The organism is Kitasatospora sp. NPDC089913, assembly GCF_044748625.1.
Classification (GTDB): domain Bacteria; phylum Actinomycetota; class Actinomycetes; order Streptomycetales; family Streptomycetaceae; genus Kitasatospora.
Map to the genome: position 1 here is coordinate 1 of NZ_JBIVGI010000034.1, position 13,280 is coordinate 13,280.

Below are 13,280 nucleotides of genomic sequence, written 5' to 3' on the forward strand. Positions count from 1 at the left end.
CGTCCAACCCGCCCCCCCGGGTGGTCTCGCCCCCCCCCCGCGGCCCCCGCGCCCCCCCGCGGGGGGGGCGCGCGCGCGGGGGCGCCCCCCCCCGCCGGCACGGCCCCGCCGCTCTCACCTGCTCGTACCGCGCTCGGCCCGGATCAGGTCGGCACGCACCGTGTCGCCGAGCAGCCGGCCGAGCCCGTCGAGGTCGTCCCGGGTGTGGAAGTGGCCTCCCGGCCGCTCGTGCGCGGCGAACGCCCCGTCGGTGAGGTCCCGCCAGCCTGCCGTCCACTCCGCTCCCTCCGACTCCCCCGCACCGGCCAGGGCGGTGACGGGGCACCGCAGCCGGGGGCCGGGCACGTGCTCGTAGGTCTCCAGCACCTGGAGGTCCGCGCGGTAGCAGGCCAGCGCGGCGGCCAGCAGGTCCCGGTCGGCCCCGGTGCCGGCCGGCAGCGGGCCCCAGCGCCGTTCGATCTCGGCGTGCAGCCCGGGATCGTCCAGCAGGTGCAGCGGCGGGTCCGACACGGACAGCGGCGGCGGCGGACAGGAGGAGACGAACAGCCGGGCCGGCCCGGTGCCCAGCGCCCTGGCCACCTCGAACGCGACGAGCGCGCCGAGGCTGTGGCCGAACAGGGCGAACGGCGGGGTGAACCGCACCTTGGCGAGGACCTCCCGGACCAGCTCCGGCATCGCGGTGAACGCCCGTGCGCCGAGGTTGTGCGCCCGGCCCGGCGGCTGGACGGCCACCAGGCGCAGGCCGGGCGTGTACGCCGCCCAGCGCGCGTACTCCCCCGCCGCGCCGCCCGCGTGCGGGAAGCAGTACAGGGTGGCGACGGCGGTGGCCGGCGCGGGGCGTTCGATCACCCGGATCTCAGTCACCGCGCACCGCCGCGCCGCGCAGCTGCTCCTCGACCAGGGCGGTGAACTCCCGCACCGACGGCGCGTCGTACATCGCCCGCACCTCCAGCCGCACCGGCAGCAGCAGTTCGAGCCTTCCCACCAGCTCGTTCGCCACCAGCGAGTCCCCGCCGAGGTCGAAGAAACTGTCCTCCGGGTCGACCTCCGGCAGGCCGAGCATCTCGGTGAACAGCATCGACACCGTCCGCTCGGTGTTCGGCCCGGCCTCGGGAACGGACGGGGACGACTGACCGGTGGGCTCCGCCTCCAGCAGGTAGGGCTGCCGCTGGAACGGGTAGCCGGGCAGGGGCACCCGCCGCACCGGCCCCGTGCGGGCCGCGGCCCAGTCGACGGGCAGCCCGGCGAGCCACAGCTCACCGAGCGCCGCCAGCGGGTCGGTGACCGTCACGACGAGGTGGTCCGGCGTCCACCGCGGGTGCTCCCGCAGCCGTGCGGCCGCGCCCGGGACGCCGAGGTCCAGGAACACCCGGCCCGGGGTGTCCAGCGCGGACCCGATCGCGGCATCGTCCGTGTCCGGCCCCAGCGTGAGGTCCGGGTGGAGACCGAGGGCCTGCCAGTGCCGCACCGCCTCGGCGTCGGCCTGCCGCGGCACCAGCAGCGCCACGGCCCGCCCGTCCCTGGCGTGTTCACCGCCGACCAGGCGTTCCGGGGCGCCCCCGAGGAGCACCCGCAGGGCGTCCTGCCGGTCGCGCACCACGGCGAACCGGCGGTACCCGTGCAGCCGTCTGCCGACCTGCAAGGTCCAGGCCACGTCCCGCAGCTCGAGGTCCGGGCGGTCGGCCAGCCGGCCGGCGACCCGGGCCGTCAGCTCGTCCAGGGCGGCCGGGGTGTGCGCGGACAGCACCAGCACCTGGTGGTCCCCGGTCTTCGCGCGCGGCGGTGGTGCGGGCGGCTGCTCCAGCACGATGTGCGCGTTGTTGCCGCCGAGACCGCGGGCCGTGAGACCGGCCCGCCGCGGCTGCCCGGCGGGCGCCCACGGGGTGGGCTCGGTGGCCACGACGAACGGGCCCGCCGCGAAGTCGATGTCCGGATTGGGCACGGAGTAGTGCAGGCTGGGCGGGACCGTCCCGCGTTCCACGGCGAGCACCGTCTTGACGAACCCGGCGATACCGGCGGCGGCGTCGAGGTGCCCGATGTTGCCCTTCACCGAGCCGAGCAGGCACGGCTCCTCGCGGGGCTGCCCGTCGTCGAACGCCTGGTTCAGCCCGGCGACCTCGATCGGGTCCCCGACCCGGGTGCCGGTGCCGTGCGCCTCGACGTAGGTGACGGACGAGGGGGTGACGCCCGCGGCCCGCTGGGCCGCCCGGACCACCTCGACCTGACCCCGGACTCCCGGCGCGGTGAACCCCGCACGGTCCCTGCCGTCGTTGTTCACCGCGGAACCACGCAGCACGGCATGGATGTGGTCGCCGTCGGCGACGGCCTCGGCCAGCCGCTTCAGCACGGTGATGCCGCACCCCTGACCGCCGACCACCCCGTCCGCGGCGGTGTCGAACGGGCTGCAGACGCCGGACGGCGAGGTGATCCCGCCGACCCGGTAGTTGTCCAGCTCGGCCGGCAGCCGCACCGAACTGCCGCCCGCCAGCGCGAGATCGCACTCCCCGGCGAGCAGGGCGCGCGCGGCGAAGTGCACCGCGTACAGCGAAGTGGCGCATGCCGCCTGAACGTTGGCGGTCGGCCCGCGCAGCCCCAGCTTGTAGGCGATGCGACTGGCCAGGTAGTCGCCGGTGGTGCCCATCAGAATGTCCCAGGTGGTGATCGACCGGTCCTCCCGCTGTGCGGCCCGCAGGGTCTCCGTGTAGGAGGAGAGGCTGCACCCGGCGTAGACGCCGATCAGGCCCGGGAACCGGTCCGGGTCGTAGCCGGCGCCCTCGATCGCCTCGACCGCGCACTCCAGCAGGACCCGGTGCTGGGGATCGGTGAGCAGGGCCTCGCGCGGGGTGTAGCCGAAGTAGCCGGCGTCGAACCATTCCGGCTCCCGCAGCAGGCCACGTGCGGGCACGTACTCGCGCTTGCCTCCGCCGGGGCCGGGGATGCTCTTCGGGGGGAAGCGGCTGATGCTGTCCACGCCGGACACGAGGTTGTCCCAGAACCGGTCGACGTCGACCGCGTCCGGGAAGCGGCAGGCGAGCCCGATGACGGCGATGTCCGTGTCGCGGACCGCCTCCCGGGCCGTGTCGCGGTCCGAACTGCCATCGGTTGACGGGCCGTTGTCCCACCGATCGGTCGTACCGGCGGTGGCCGCACCGCCCTTCCCCGCACCGCCCTTCGCCGAGCTGCCCGCGGCCGATCCGCCCGCAGCCGATCCGTCGAGGAAGGCGGCGCACGACCGGATCGTGGAGTGGATGAACAGTTCGGGCAAGGTCGGCCGGACACCCGTGCGTTCCGCGATCTGCGCCCGCACCAGTTGCATGAGCATCGAGTACCCGCCGACCTCGAAGAAGTTGTCGAGCACACCGACCTCGTCGAGTTCGAGCACCTCGCACCAGATCTCGGCGAGTATCCGCTCGGTCCGGGTGACCGGCGGTTCGTGGATGCTCATCGCCCCACTCCCCGCCCGCGCCCGTTTTCATGATCAGTGAATATCGCCCAGCGCGAAGAAGTCATCACACCACCCGGTCCGATAAATCCCGTAAACCCTGGAAGCTTTCCCGACGCACTCCGTGGTGATCCACCATATCCGCAAGTCTAAGCACGCCGGCTCCGGCCGGAACAAGCTCCGTCACCGTTTGTCCGCCGTCCCATCACGCATTTGACAATGTCTCATGTGGCATCTCCGGAGCATGAACTCGACGGCGGACCGGAGCAACGGCGGGGCCCATTCGACCGGCCGCTCCGCATTCCCCGCCGGGCGGTGGGCGGCGGAGGACCGGGCACCACGTGAGACACGGTCCTCCGGACGCGTACCTCCCGAACGGAAGGAGCGGGCCGCGCGAAGGCCGGGTCGCACAGCACGGGGGGCGGTTCGTCGGCACTCCACCGAGCGGCGGTCCGGGCCAACGCATCGACGAGAGCCGAGGTTTGCGGGGGGCCGGGTGTTGGGTAGCCCGAGTGCCGGTGGCGCCGGACCGGCAGTCCGTTCGGCGAACCCCCGACCGGTGCCACGGACCGACAGCCGCCGTCGAGCATCGGCCACCCGCACCGACGGATCGTGGTCGGTGGAGCCGTCCGTGGGTTACGCTGCCGAGCGGCACCGGGACTTGGTTATCGGGAAACTTCGTGCATGACGAAGAAGGATGAGGGCCCATGAGTGCACAATCGACGGTTCTCGCCTGCCTGCCTTTCGCGGGCAGTGGCGCCGGTTTCTTCCGGGAATGGGAAAAGCTCGAAATACCGGGTGTCAGGCTGCTTCCGGTCCAGCTGCCGGGGCGCGAGGAACGATTCCTGGACGACCCGTTCGCCAAGGTCGCCGACGCCGTCGCCGAGCTGACACCGAGGATCCTGGCCGACGCCGGCGAGGGGGCGGAGCTCGCGCTGTTCGGCCACAGCCTCGGCGCGGTGCTCGCCTACGAGATCGCCGGGGAACTCGAGCGGATCGGTCACCCCGGGCTGCGCCACCTGTTCGTCAGTGGATCGCCGGGGCCGCAGGACGGGCGGGCCGAGCGGGCCACCGGCCTGGCCGACGAGGAGTTCATCGCCGGGGTGCAGCGCTTCGCCGGCTACCGGCACGCGGCCTTCGACGACCCCGAACTCGTCGAGGTCCTGCTCCCGATCCTCCGCGCCGACGTCGAGCTGCACGAGAACTACCGGCCCACCCGCACCGATCCGCTCTCCGTGCCGGTCACCGCCCTGCGCGGCGAGCAGGACGGACTCGTCTCCCGGGCGCAGGCGGAACAGTGGGCCGGGACCACGACCGGCCCGTTCTCCTACCGTGAACTCCCGGGCGGTCACATGTACTTGGTGGACGATCCGGAACGGCTGCTGCGCCTGACGGCCGCGAGCACGAGGTGAGGCTGACCGGCAGGACGGTGATCGTCACCGGCGCGGCCCGCGGCCTCGGCCGCGCCTGCGCGGTCAGGTTCGCCGAGGAGGGGGCCGACCTGTTGCTGCTGGACATCACCCGGGACCTCCCCGACGTGCCCTATCCGCTGGGATCGTCCGGCCAGTTGGAGCACACGGCCGCCCTGTGCGAGCGCGCGGGCGCCGCGACCGTGACGGCCGCCGTCGACGTACGGGACGCCCGGCAGTGCGCACTGGCGGTCGACCGGGCACTCGACCGGTTCGGCACCGTGGACGTACTGGTCAACAACGCCGGAATCGCCTCGCCGTCCGGGAAGATCGCCCACGACATCACCGAGCACGAGTGGTCGCTCATGCTCGACGTCGACCTCTCCGGCGCCTGGCGGATGATGAAGGCGGTCGCACCGGTGATGGTCGACCGCCGGGCCGGCAGCATCATCAACATCTCCTCGACCGCCGGCACGGTCGGGTACCGGCACTTCGCGAGCTACGTCGCGGCCAAGCACGGGCTGATCGGGCTGACCAGGGCCGCGGCCCTCGACTACGCCCCGATGCGGGTCCGGGTGAACGCGCTCTGCCCCGGGTCGGTCCGGGACGACCCGGTGCTGGAGGGCCGGATGCTCGCCGAGATCGCCCGTTCCCTGGAGGTCCCGGTCGCCGAGCACGAGCAGATCTTCGTCCGGGACCAGCCGATGAACGCGCTGATCGAGCCGTCCGACATCGCGGGCGCGGCCCTGTGGCTCGCCGCGGACGATTCCCGCCAGGTCACCGGCAGCGTGCTGACCGTCGACGGCGGCTTCACGTCCCGATGACCGCTGCCTTCCCCACGACCGCTGCCTTCCCGACGACCGCTGCTTCCCCGACGACCCCCGACTGCTCCCGACGACCCCCGACGACTCCCGGTGACCAGGAGGCCCCCGTGACGACATCGACGATCGACGAACCCGCCGCCGGGTGTCACAGCCTGGTGCTGCGGCTCCCCACCGACGCGGACCCGCAGCACCTGCTGTCCGGAGCGGTGCCCGGTCCGGTCCGGATCTGGCAGACCCCGGTACCCAGCGGCGCGGACGAGCCGACGGCGGAGCACCGCAGACGCGCCGAGTCCTCGCGGCCGATCCACCGGGAGGGCCCTCCACTGCGGGCGGTGGCCCTGCGGTACACCGACGGGACGGCCGACCTGGTCCTGGTGGCCGTCCGCGCGGTGGTCCCACCGGCCGCGCTCCGGCGGATCGCCCGGCGGGTGCTGGGCGGGGCCGCCGAGGAGGGCGGCGTCCTTCCCGGTGTGCCGCCCGCCGCCCCGCCCCGGCCCGGCGGCGCGGAACGGCCGGACCCCGCACAACGCCGCGGGCCCGAATGGGGCTCGGGCGAACCGGAGTTGCGAGGATTCGTCGGCAGCGCGCGGATCGATCTCGGCGGCCTCGGCGAACCGGCCGAACGGCTCCTCCTGCCCGCGATCGCCCTGGCCCTGAGCCGGTACGCCGGTGGGGACCGCACCGAGTTCGGCGTGCTGGACCTCGATGGCGGGCCCGGCAGCGGTGAAGTCGTCCGTGTGCACGCGCTGGAGGAGCACCCGGACTGCTCCGCCGCGGAGTTCCTCCGCCGGTTCGAGCAGGACCCGGCCGTCACGCCGACCGCACCGCAGGACCCGCCCGCGGTCGGGGTCGTTCTGGGCCCCGCCTTCGAAGAGGGCGACTACACCGCCGCCCTCGTCCCGCCCTTCCCCCTCACCGTCCAACTGGACCGGGGCGCCTCCCACGCGACCTGCCGGTTCGACCGGGGCAGCGTGGACGCCTCCGTCGCGCAGCAGTTCTGCGCACATGCGGCGCATCTGGCCCGCCAGTTGGCGCACGCGCCCGCAACGCTGCCGATCGCCGAACTGGAGCTGGTGCCGCCCACCGAACGCGACGCGATCCTGCGGGCGGGCGGAGCGGCCGACACGGTTCCCGTCCCGGGGCGGATCGACCGCGCCTTCGAGCAGGTGGCCACCGCCCGGCCGGACGCCGTGGCCCTGGTGGCCGACGGCGACCGGCTGACCTACCGGCAGCTGAACGACCGGGCGGACGCGGTGGCGGCCGGCCTGTCCGCACTGGACGTCGCGCCGGGCAGCCCGATCGGCGTCTGCCTGGAACGGGACGCCGATCTGGTCGTCACCCTGCTCGGCGTGCTCAAGGCGGGCTGTGCGTACGTGCCGATGGATCCGCGCTACCCGGCGCAGCGACTGCGCTTCACCACGCAGAACGCGGAGGTGCCCGTCGTGGTCACCGCCGCCGCGGACTTCCCGTCGGTTCCCGGGGTGCGGCTGCTGTCCCCGGCGGCGCTGACGGAGCTCGGGGCGGACCGGGCGACCACCGGCGGAAACCCTGCCGACCCGAGCGGCGATCGGGGTGACGGTCCCGCCTACGTGATCTACACCTCCGGCTCCACCGGCACGCCCAAGGGTGTGGTGGTGCCGCACCGCAACGTGCTGGCGCTGCTGCGTGCGACCGCCGAGGACTTCGCGCTCGGCCCGGACGACACCTGGACGCTGTTCCACTCCGGTGCCTTCGACTTCTCCGTCTGGGAGATCTGGGGTTGCCTGCTCACCGGCGGACGCCTCGTCGTGGTGCCCTACTGGACCACCCGCGACACCGAGGAGTTCTACGAGCTGCTGGCCGAGCAGGGCGTCACGGTGCTGAACCAGACACCGTCGGCGTTCGCGCAGCTCGTCCGCACCGATCAACGCCTCCGGCGGGAACTGGCCCTGCGGCTGGTCGTCTTCGGCGGCGAACCGCTCGACGTGCGCATGCTGGCGCCCTGGTTCGCCCGGCACCCGGCGTCCGACTGCCGGGTGGTCAACATGTTCGGCATCACCGAGACCACCGTGCACGTGACCGCCCAGACGGTGACCCCGCGGGAGGTCGCGGCGGGATCGCGGTCGGTCGGCCGTCCACTGCCGGGCTGGTCGGTGTCCGTCCGGGACGAGCGGGGACGGGTGCTGCCGCCCGGCGCCCCGGGTGAGATCTACGTCGGCGGCGCGGGTGTGGCCGACCGGTACCTCGGCCTGCCGGAGCTGACCGGGCAGCGGTTCGTCCTCGACGGGGCGACCGGTGAACGCGTCTACCGCAGCGGCGACAAGGGACGGCTGCGCCCGGACGGCCGCCTCGACCACCTCGGCCGGCTGGACAACCAGGTCAAGCTGCGCGGGCACCGCATCGAACTGGACGAGATCCGGACCGTGCTGCTGGGCGCTCCCCGGGTGACGGCGGCGGCCGTCGTGGTGGACCGGGACGATCCGGACGATCCGGCGAGCAGCCGGATCGACGCCTACGTGGTCCTGGACGCGGCGCCGGACCGGACCACTGCCCCGGGCCGGACCGCTGGTCCCGACCGGCCCGCTGACCCGGCGGAGGTCCTCGCGCACGCCAGGGCGAAACTTCCCGACTACATGATGCCCACCACGATCACGGTGGTCGCTGCGATCCCGCTCACGATCAACGGGAAGCCGGACGTCACCGGCCTGCCCGATCCGCGCCAGGGCTCCGCCGACACCCCGGCCGGCGCCCGAAGGCGCCCCGACACCCAGGGAGGACCGCCCGCCTCCGACCGGATCACCGACGACGTCCTGAGCATCTGGAGCAAGTTCCTGAACACCCCGGTGGGCCCGCAGGACAACTTCTTCACCCTGGGCGGGAACTCACTGCTGGTCGTCCGGGTCCTCGCCGAGATGCGGGAACGGGACCTGCCGAGGGTGTCACCGAAGCAGCTCTACGAGCACTCGACCGCGGCGGGCTTCGTCGCGTACGTCCGACAACTCGTCGAGGCCGGGCGGTGACCCCACCGGCCGCCCCGACCTGACCCGCAGCGCGGCGACCCGCACCGACATCGACCGACATGGACCGACCCCGCCGGTACCGCCCCGGAACCGGCGGGGTCAGTCGATCCGCGCCACCCGGGCCGCCGCCACGGCCACCAGCATGCCCAGGCCGACACAGGCCGCGCAGACGAGGAACATCGTCCGGTACCCGGCTGCCCCGGCGACCAGTCCGAGGGAGCCGCTGCCGGCCGCGAGGCCCACCGTGAAGCAGGCGCCGAAGGTCGACAGTGCCGTGGCGCGCCGGCGTTCGCTGACCGAGCGCACCACGAACAGGCCCAGCATCGGGTAGATCTGCCACATGCCCACCCCGATGAGCACGCCGCCGACCACGCCCAGGCCGAGGCCGTCCGCCGTCCCGAGGAGCGCGACCCCCAGGGCCTCGACGAGGAACAGGCCCGCGAGCTCCACCGGCCGGGTGGCCTCCCAGCGGATCCAGCTGCCCGCCACCCGCAGCAGTACCACGGTCAGGGAGTAGGCGGTGACCACGACCGCGCCCCCGGCGATGCCGAGGGCGTCGAACTTCGCGACCGCGAAGCTGGAGACCGCCGCGAAGCCGAACGCGGTGAAGACCAGCGCGACGCTGGGCAGCACGACGCCGAGCAGCGCGGCCCGGCCCTGCTCGGCACCGGCCCGTTCGGAGGTCGAGGAGAGTCTCACCTCGGGCACGTACAGCGCGATGGGGACGACGAGCAGGGCGACCAGTCCCGCGATCACGAAGGTGGTCGCCGTGCCCACCAGGTGCTCGATCAGGGATCCCAGCGGCGCGCCCAGCCCGATGGCCACGTAGTTCACCGTGCCGCCCAGACCCAGCGCCCAGCCCTGCCGGTCCTCGGCGACGAGCTGCACCGGCCATACCCCGACCGCGGCCAGCATCACACCCATGCCGACGCCCAGCAGCATGCGCAGGCCGATGAGTTCGGTGATCGAGCCGGCGAGCGGGTAGCAGACCGTGGCGAGCGCGGTCAGCACCGTTCCGCCGATCGTCAGGGCCCGGGTGCCGAGGCGGTTCATCAGCACGCCCGACACCGGGCGGGCGAGCAGCGCGGTCAGCGCGTAGCCGCTGATGACCGCGCCGACCTCGGCCGGGCCGCCGTGCAGCCGGCCGGTGACGTGGCCGGGCAGGATCGGGATGGTCAGGGCGAAGGGCAGATAGCCGATCCCGTTCGCCAGCGCTATCAGCAGCGCGTACCGGACGGCTCGCCTGTCGGTGGTCCCGGTCTCGGGTGCTAACTCGGTTCGCACGGATTCACTCCCTCGTGTCCGGGAATGAGCCTAGGCGGAAAAACGTGCACGGAGCTTGTGATCGCTCCAAGTGGTCCTCGGTCTCCACAACTTGGCCGGTCGTGGTCGAAGGACGGTCCCGGGCGGGGTGCGGGGCCGATGGCGCGGCGGCCCGGGCGGCGCTTCCGCGGGGCCGGGCCGAAGGGCCGAACTCCGCTGCGGCACCCGGGTGGTGGTGTCCGGCCACGGACCGGGACGGTCGTAGGCTGGACCGCAGTCGACCCCGAGGAGGACATCGGTGTTTCCGGAACAGCGGCCGCGACGGCTTCGGCGAACCCCCGCCCTGCGACGACTGGTCGCCGAGACCACTCTGGAGCCGCGCCACCTGGTGCTGCCCCTGTTCGTCAAGGAGGGCGCCACCGAACCGGTTCCGATCGGCTCGATGCCCGGTGTCGTCCAGCACACGCGCGATTCCCTGCGCAAGGCGGTGGTCGAGGCCGTGGAGGCCGGAGTCGGCGGAGTGATCCTCTTCGGGATCCCGCTCGAGTACGACGCGGACGGCTCGCGCGGCCTCGATCCGGACGGCGTGCTCAACGCGGCGCTGCGCGACGTCCGGTCCGAGGTGGGCGACGGGACGGTGATCATCGGCGACGTCTGCATCGACGAGTTCACCGAGCACGGCCACTGCGGGGTGCTCGACGAGCACGGCGCGGTGGACAACGACCGCACGCTGCGGATCTACGCCGAGATGGCCGTGGCGCAGGTCGAGGCCGGGGCGCACGTCGTCGCGCCGAGCGGCATGATGGACGGCCAGGTGGCCGCGATCCGGGCCGCGCTGGACCGGGCGGGCCGCGCCGAGGCGGCGGTGCTCGCCTACGCGGTGAAGTACGCGTCCGCCTTCTACGGGCCGTTCCGGGAGGCGGTCGACTCGCAGCTCGTCGGCGACCGCAGGACCTACCAGCAGGATCCGGCCAATGCGCGGGAGGGCCTGCGGGAGGCCCGGCTGGACCTGGCCGAGGGCGCCGACATGATCATGGTGAAGCCGGCCACGGCGTACCTGGACGTCCTCCGGGCAGTGAAGGACCTCTCCGACGTGCCGGTGGCCGCCTACCAGGTGTCCGGCGAGTACGCGATGCTCGAGGCGGCGGCGGCGAACGGCTGGATCGACCGGGAGCGCGCGGTACTGGAGTCGCTCACCGGGATCCGCCGCGCGGGCGCCGACATCGTGCTCACCTACTGGGCGACGGAGGCGGCCGGCTGGCTGGACCGGCGCTGAGCCGGCCCAGGAGCGGCACCGGCCCGGGAGCGGCACCGGACCTGGGCCCGACCGGCACCGAACGGGGACGCCGACACGGCCAATATCCGTAACGTTCATGACAATAATGACGTGGGATCGGGGTGCTCCGCGGGCATCATGACTCCGTGGGCGCTGATCTGTCGCTGCGACTGGTCCCCGACGGCCTGTGGGACCAGGTCGCGCCGTTGTTGCCGTCGTTCGCGACGCGTCGCCAGGGCGGTGGCACCGCGCCGCTGGACGAGCGGGCCGTGTTCGCCGCCGTGGTCTACGTCCTGACCAGCGGATGCCCGTGGCGGCAGCTGCCACCGACCTTCGGGGTCTCACCAGCCACCGCGCACCGGCGCTTCTCCGCCTGGACCAGGGCCGGGCTGTGGTGCCGCCTGCACCGGGCCGCTCCGGACAGGCCGGGTGCCTGTGGTGAACCGGACTGGACGTCGGCGATCGTCGACGCCGCCTCGGTACGGGTGCGCCGGGCCGGCACCGACCGGCCCGGACCGGGCCCGGCATGCGGTCGACCGTAGCGCACTGCCGTGCGCGCACGGATCCACGCCGGGACCCACGGACCGCTCCGCGTGCCCCGGCGTGGCCGATGCCGTCTCAGGACGACAGCGTGGTGCTCGCCAGTACCCTTCCCTCGGCGTCGTACGCGGCCAGCCGGACACCTCCGAGCGGGTAGCCGCCCGGACCGCTGGAGTCCTTGAGCGCGGGCCCCCAGTAGATGCCGCTGGCGAAACCCGGGTCGCCGGGGAGCGAGGCGACGGTCGCCCAGTGCCCCTGACCCTCCAGCTCGACCGCCATCGAGGCCACCCGCCCGGGCCCCCGGTACACGAGGTTGTACAGGCCCTCCCGGTAGTCCGGGCCCGTCCCGAGGTACTGCATGGTGATCTCGGTCGCGCTCCCCGCCCAGGAGAACCCGCCGCACTCCTGGCTGTTCTTGTAGGCGACGGGGTCGTGGATGCAGATCTCCTTGTCCTTCAGCTGCATCCACCAGTCCTCACGGCCCAGCGGCACCTGCTGGCCCGGCTCCACGACCACGGCCTCGGGCGCCGGCCCGGCCGGTGCCGGCAGGGGCTGCGCCGCCGGCGCCACGGCCCGGGCCCCGTCCCCCGCCGACAGGACCGCACCTGTACCGCCCACCACCAGCGCGGCCGCCACGGCGGACACACCCAGCGCCAAACGGCGGCCCCGCCGCTGCCGGCGCACGTGGACCTGCACGGCCGCGGCCGACCAGGCCCCCACGGTGAGCCCGTCGGCCTCCCCCCGGAGCGCGCCCCGCACCATGTCCTCGGTGTCCATCACCTGTTGCCTCCGCTCGTGCCCTCGCTCGTCGAACCGGTCCCCACCGCGTACGGGGCCAGCGCCGGATGCCCGCGCAGCTTCGCCAGGCCCCGGCTGGCCTGGCTCTTCACATTGCCCGCCGAGCAGCCGAGCACCTCGGCGACCTGCTGCTCGCTCATGTCCTCCCAGTAGCGCAGGACGACGACGGCCCGCTGGCGCGGCGGCAGTCCCGCCAGCGCCTGGAGCAGCACCGAGCGCTCCTCGACGTCACGGTGCCCGGCGCCCGCGCTGTGCGCCCGCTCGGGCAGGACGGGCACGAGCAGCTGCCTGACCCGGCGCCGCCGGTGGCGGGTCAGGTTGTTGTTCACCAGGGCCCGGTGCACATAGGCGTCCGGCTCGTCCAGCCGGCTGATCCGGGACCAGCTCCGGAACACCTTCGCCAGCGTCGCCTGCACCACGTCCTCGGCCTCGTGGTGGTCCCCCGTCAGCAGGTAGGCGGTACGCACCAGCCGCCGCCAACGCGTGGCGGCGAACCCCTCGAAGCCGAGCTCCCGCACACCGGAGCCCTCCCCGGCAGCCGCCCGGGAAGGCGGTCCGGCGATCGGTCCGGCGACCGACCGGGACCGGTCCTCCACCGGTACGGGTACTGCACTCGCGGTCATACCGCTCCTCTCCGCGATCCGCGCGACGGCCCCACCGGACCGCCGCTCCGCCCTACTCACCCCCGCACGGCCGCAAAGGTTGCACGTCGGCGCCGATCCGACCGCG

10 protein-coding genes are annotated in these 13,280 nt (G+C 73.6%); 5 read left to right on the forward strand and 5 right to left on the reverse strand.

Translation table 11 applies throughout. The features are described from left to right. Positions 1-114: 114 nt before the first annotated feature. The gene (locus ACIPYS_RS34710) at positions 115-864 is read right to left on the reverse strand and encodes a thioesterase II family protein (protein ID WP_400753766.1); all 750 of its coding nucleotides are present in this window, start codon (positions 862-864) and stop codon (positions 115-117) included. Then, positions 857-3,445 (reverse strand): beta-ketoacyl synthase N-terminal-like domain-containing protein, encoded by a 2,589-nt coding sequence (locus ACIPYS_RS34715; RefSeq protein WP_400753769.1) that lies wholly within the window; start codon positions 3,443-3,445, stop codon positions 857-859. Before ACIPYS_RS34715 ends, ACIPYS_RS34710 begins: the two co-directional genes overlap by 8 nt. A gap of 704 nt (positions 3,446-4,149) precedes the next feature. On the opposite strand from ACIPYS_RS34715, the gene ACIPYS_RS34720 reads away from it, so the two are divergent. The 3 genes from ACIPYS_RS34720 to ACIPYS_RS34730 all read left to right on the forward strand — a co-directional run bounded on the left by ACIPYS_RS34720 (position 4,150) and on the right by ACIPYS_RS34730 (position 8,674). After that, positions 4,150-4,854, forward strand: a complete 705-nt coding sequence (locus ACIPYS_RS34720) for a thioesterase II family protein (protein WP_400753771.1) — start codon at positions 4,150-4,152, stop codon at positions 4,852-4,854. Next, positions 4,851-5,675, forward strand: coding sequence for an SDR family oxidoreductase (locus tag ACIPYS_RS34725; RefSeq protein ID WP_400753774.1), 825 nt, complete (start codon positions 4,851-4,853; stop codon positions 5,673-5,675). Before ACIPYS_RS34720 ends, ACIPYS_RS34725 begins: the two co-directional genes overlap by 4 nt. Positions 5,676-5,782: 107 nt before the next feature. Then, positions 5,783-8,674, forward strand: a complete 2,892-nt coding sequence (locus tag ACIPYS_RS34730; protein ID WP_400753777.1) for a non-ribosomal peptide synthetase — start codon at positions 5,783-5,785, stop codon at positions 8,672-8,674. A 99-nt stretch (positions 8,675-8,773) separates the two neighbouring features. Here the strand turns inward: ACIPYS_RS34730 and ACIPYS_RS34735 are convergent, their stop codons facing one another. Further along, entirely contained in the window at positions 8,774-9,958 is a 1,185-nt protein-coding gene (locus ACIPYS_RS34735; RefSeq protein ID WP_400753780.1) for an MFS transporter, read from the reverse strand. Between the two features lie 277 nt (positions 9,959-10,235). Here ACIPYS_RS34735 and hemB point away from each other — a divergent pair, with 277 nt between their 5' ends. After that, positions 10,236-11,213, forward strand: a complete 978-nt coding sequence (gene hemB / locus ACIPYS_RS34740; protein ID WP_400753783.1) for a porphobilinogen synthase — start codon at positions 10,236-10,238, stop codon at positions 11,211-11,213. A 146-nt stretch (positions 11,214-11,359) separates the two neighbouring features. After that, on the forward strand, positions 11,360-11,755 hold the full coding sequence (locus ACIPYS_RS34745; RefSeq protein ID WP_159425203.1) for a transposase: 396 nt from the start codon (positions 11,360-11,362) through the stop codon (positions 11,753-11,755). A gap of 76 nt (positions 11,756-11,831) precedes the next feature. On the opposite strand, the gene ACIPYS_RS34750 is transcribed toward ACIPYS_RS34745, so the two are convergent. Beyond that, positions 11,832-12,530 carry a hypothetical protein gene (locus ACIPYS_RS34750; protein WP_400753786.1) on the reverse strand — a complete coding sequence of 233 codons (699 nt, stop codon included), beginning with the start codon at positions 12,528-12,530 and terminating at the stop codon, positions 11,832-11,834. Then, positions 12,530-13,174 (reverse strand): SigE family RNA polymerase sigma factor, encoded by a 645-nt coding sequence (locus tag ACIPYS_RS34755; protein WP_400753789.1) that lies wholly within the window; start codon positions 13,172-13,174, stop codon positions 12,530-12,532. Before ACIPYS_RS34755 ends, ACIPYS_RS34750 begins: the two co-directional genes overlap by 1 nt. Between the last annotated feature and the right edge of the window lie 106 nt (positions 13,175-13,280).

Excerpts from the sequence above, each read along its gene's own strand:
- ACIPYS_RS34750 (WP_400753786.1), bottom strand. The coding sequence starts at position 12,530 with ATGGACACCGAGGACATGGTGCGGGGCGCGCTCCGGGGGGAGGCCGAC.
- ACIPYS_RS34720 (WP_400753771.1), top strand. The coding sequence starts at position 4,150 with ATGAGTGCACAATCGACGGTTCTCGCCTGCCTGCCTTTCGCGGGCAGT.
- ACIPYS_RS34755 (WP_400753789.1), bottom strand. The coding sequence starts at position 13,174 with ATGACCGCGAGTGCAGTACCCGTACCGGTGGAGGACCGGTCCCGGTCG.
- ACIPYS_RS34715 (WP_400753769.1), bottom strand. The coding sequence starts at position 3,445 with ATGAGCATCCACGAACCGCCGGTCACCCGGACCGAGCGGATACTCGCC.